Annotated in this window: 4 protein-coding genes; 2 read left to right on the forward strand and 2 right to left on the reverse strand. The window is 63.2% G+C overall.

Annotation, left to right across the window (positions count from 1 at the left end):
* Positions 1 to 82: 82 nt before the first annotated feature.
* A complete protein-coding gene (locus tag NUV89_RS28635) occupies positions 83 to 697 on the reverse strand; it encodes a LysE family translocator (RefSeq protein ID WP_257783963.1) in 615 nt (204 codons plus the stop codon).
* A 140-nt stretch (positions 698 to 837) separates the two neighbouring features.
* Between NUV89_RS28635 and NUV89_RS28640 the strand changes: the two genes are divergently transcribed.
* Complete coding sequence (locus NUV89_RS28640; RefSeq protein ID WP_257783964.1) at positions 838 to 1,923, forward strand: DUF1615 domain-containing protein; 1,086 nt, start codon at positions 838 to 840, stop codon at positions 1,921 to 1,923.
* 51 nt (positions 1,924 to 1,974) lie between these two features.
* On the opposite strand, the gene NUV89_RS28645 is transcribed toward NUV89_RS28640, so the two are convergent.
* Positions 1,975 to 2,826, reverse strand: a complete 852-nt coding sequence (locus tag NUV89_RS28645) for a DUF4349 domain-containing protein (RefSeq protein WP_257783965.1) — start codon at positions 2,824 to 2,826, stop codon at positions 1,975 to 1,977.
* A 159-nt stretch (positions 2,827 to 2,985) separates the two neighbouring features.
* Here NUV89_RS28645 and NUV89_RS28650 point away from each other — a divergent pair, with 159 nt between their 5' ends.
* The gene (locus tag NUV89_RS28650; protein WP_257783966.1) at positions 2,986 to 3,396 is read left to right on the forward strand and encodes a PaaI family thioesterase; all 411 of its coding nucleotides are present in this window, start codon (positions 2,986 to 2,988) and stop codon (positions 3,394 to 3,396) included.
* The last annotated feature ends 69 nt before the right edge of the window (positions 3,397 to 3,465 follow it).

The following is a 3,465-nucleotide window of genomic DNA, read 5'->3' on the forward strand; positions in this document are numbered from 1 at the left end:
CAGGCACCTCGGTCTTTCAGTGACACCGAGGTGATGCTATCGCAGGCAAGCCAGCTCCCACATAAGCCAGATCCCACCAAGATCAACGCTGCGCAAACGCCAGATTCAACCCCAACCCCGCAAACGCCGCCGCAAAACTGCGACGCAGCCAGTTCTGCACCCGTGGTGACTCGATCACCGCGCGCCGAAACACATTGGCCAGCAGGCCATACATCACGAACACCGCCAACGTCATCGCCATGAACACGCCGCTCAATACCAGCATCTGCACAGTAGGCGCCGTGCTGCCGGGCGCGACGAACTGCGGCAGGAAGGCCAGGAAGAAAATCGTCAGCTTGGGGTTCAGGATGTTCATCAGCAGGCCGCGCAGCATCAGGCTGCGGGCACTGGCGACCACGGGCGTGTCACTGACTGCAAAGGCCGAGCGATCGCGCCAGGTGGCGTACGCCACATACAGCAGGTAGGCGACACCGGCGTACTTGAGCAGGTCGAACGCCAGCGCACTGGTGTGCAGCAGGGCGGACAGGCCGAGAATCGAGGCCAGCAGGTGCGGGATGATCCCGGCAGTGCAGCCCAGCGCGGCGAACAGGCTGGCGCGCTTGCCGGCGGTGAGGCCGGTGGACACGGTAAAAATCACCCCGGTACCGGGAATCAGCACCACAATCAGGCAAGTGATGAGAAAGTTCAGGCTGAGCATGGCATTCAAACTCCGTGTAGGAATGGTCGATGTCAGATCCTGTCACGATAGACGCAGGTTGGCGAGCGCACCCGGTCAGCGAACCCTGGTTACACTTGCGGGTCGATATGCCCGGTCCGTCGTTATTCAAGGAAGCACCCATGCCCGTACGCCGCTTGATCCTGTGCATCACTCCGTTACTGGTATTGGCCGGTTGTTCCACTGCGCGCGGCCCGCAACAGCCGGAGCGTAACGAAGCCGAGGTGAAGGCGCAGATCGTGCGCCTGCTGCCGGCGACCGTGGCGGATCGCAAGGGCTGGGCCCAGGACATCTACACAGCCTTCGACACCCAGAAGATCGACCCGAGCACCGAAAATATCTGCGCGGTACTGGCGGTGACCGAGCAGGAGTCCACCTACCAGGTCGACCCACCCGTGCCGAACATGGGCAAGATCGCGCAGGATGAAATGCTGCGCCGCGCCGCCAAGGTGTATGTGCCCGCAGTGGTGGTGCGCACCACCTTGCAGCTGCGCTCGCCCACCGGCAAGACCTACGCCGAGCGCCTGAATGCCGCGCGCACGGAGAAGGACCTGAGCGGCATCTTCGATGATTTCATCAGCATGGTGCCCCTGGGCAACACCTTGTTCGGCGGTTTCAACCCGGTGCACACCGCCGGCCCGATGCAAGTCAGCATCGACTTCGCGCAGAAACAGGCACGGGGTTATCCCTACACGGTGGATGGCACGATCCGACGCGAAGTCTTCACCCGCCGTGGCGGCATGTACTTTGGCATTGCCCACTTGCTCGGCTACCCGGTGAACTACGATCAACCGCTGTATCGTTTTGCCGACTTCAACGCGGGCTGGTACGCCAGCCGTAACGCGGCCTTCCAGGCGGCGGTCAGCCGCGCCTCTGGCACCGAGCTGGCGCTGGACGGCGATCTGATTCGCTACGGCTCGTTGCTGCCCGGCACCACCGAACTGGCGGTGCGTTCACTGGGCGCGAAGCTGGACATGCGCAACCCCAGCATCCGCAGCCAGTTGGAGCAGGGCGAGCAGTTGGACTTTGAAGACACCACCCTCTACAAACGCGTGTTTGCGCTGGCGGACACAGCGGCCGGCAAGCCGATGCCACGGGCAATCCTGCCGGGCATCGTGCTCAAGAGCCCGAAGATCACCCGCAACCTGACCACGGCGTGGTTTGCCAAGCGCGTGGATGAGCGCTATCAGCGCTGCATGAAGCGCTGACTGTGGCGAGGGAGCTTGCTCCCGCTGGGCTGCGCAGCAGCCCCAAGGCCGTCACTGATTAGCGTCTGATCCACCGCGTTCTGCTTTTTTGGGGCCGCTTCGCAGCCCAGCGGGAGCAAGCTCCCTCGCCACGATGAAGCGGCGCCACAGGCGCACCCACAACCACACCACCGGGAATGCCAGAATCACAAACGGCAGCACGTAGCTTGCGCGTTCCAGGGCGTCAGCGGTGCCGTTCACCAGGTTGTCGCCGAGGTTGCTGAACATGCGGCTAAAGCGTGACGGCTGGTTCGCGCCGTCGGCGGAGCGGAAGTTCAGGGTCACGCGGTTGGTGTCGAGCCGGCGTTGCTGGTTGGCGGAGACTTGCGCCAGTTCCTGCAATTCGTTTTCGATGGCGGCTTGCTCTTTGCTCAAGGCGATCAAGTCGCTGACGGTGATGTCCTTGCGCTTGGCCAACTCATCGAGGCGCTGTTGCTGAGCTTGCAGGCGATCCTGGCGGCGGCGCACATCGGCGACGGCGTCGGCCAGGTCCTCGGCGGTGGTGATCCGCTGGCCGAGCGTGCCGCCTTCCGTGGCCATGGCGACCATCGGCTCCACACCGGTGGGCGCGATGCGCAGGATGATCTCGCCACCGTTGCCGTCTTCGGTGATGCCGAGGATGTTGCAGGCGCCGAAGCGTGCGGTTTCACAGGCTTCGCGCGTGGCCTGCATACGCGGCGCGAGCAGGGCGCCGGGCAGGGCCAGGGTCAGCTCATGCTCATAGGCCAATTGCGCGCCGGCCTGGCTTTGTTCGCCGTTGATCGCGCGTGCGCGGGCGTGATCCTTGGGCGAGCAACCGGCGAGGGTCAGGCCTGCCAGCAAGATCAAAATAAGCGGTGTGGCTTTGCCGTCCAGATGGCGCATTGCGGTTCCTTGGGAGGTGCGGGGAAATTTGGACGGCGATTAAAGCGGGTCTGGCGGATTAACGCAAAGTATCGTGCAGGATTTGCGTGGCTGATGGTGATGGCTGCCGCAGACGGGTTGGAGTACACCTCGGGGCCTGACTCCAAGGACGAACTCGCCATGATCGCTGTTCCCGAAGGTTTTGTTTCACTGCCCCGCAGCAGTCCGCTGCTCGACTTGTTGGGCCCGGCGTATTGCCGGGGTGAAGGCCTGCAACTGGAGATCGGCCTGCGTGCCGACAATCGTCACGCCAATGGCCGTGGCACCGTGCATGGTGGGGTATTGGCGACCTTGGCGGATGTCGGCATGGGTTATGCGATGGCGTTTTCCAGCGAGCCGCCGCTGCCGTTGATTACGGCGAGCATGACCTTGGACTACCTGGGCGCGGTGCAGGTGGGGGAGTGGATGGTGGTGAAGTTGGAGCATCACAAGCGCGGGCGGCAGATGGCGTTTGCCACGGTGAGTGTGCAGGTGGGGGAGAAGGTGGTGGTGCGGGCGAATGCGGTGTTTGCGGTGCCGCAATCCGACTGACAATAAAGATCAAATGTGGGAGCGGGCTTGCTCGCGAAAGCGGAGTGTCAGTCACTTGATTTTTAACTG

The sequence above is a fragment of the Pseudomonas sp. 18.1.10 genome, assembly GCF_024655625.1.
Lineage (GTDB): Bacteria > Pseudomonadota > Gammaproteobacteria > Pseudomonadales > Pseudomonadaceae > Aquipseudomonas.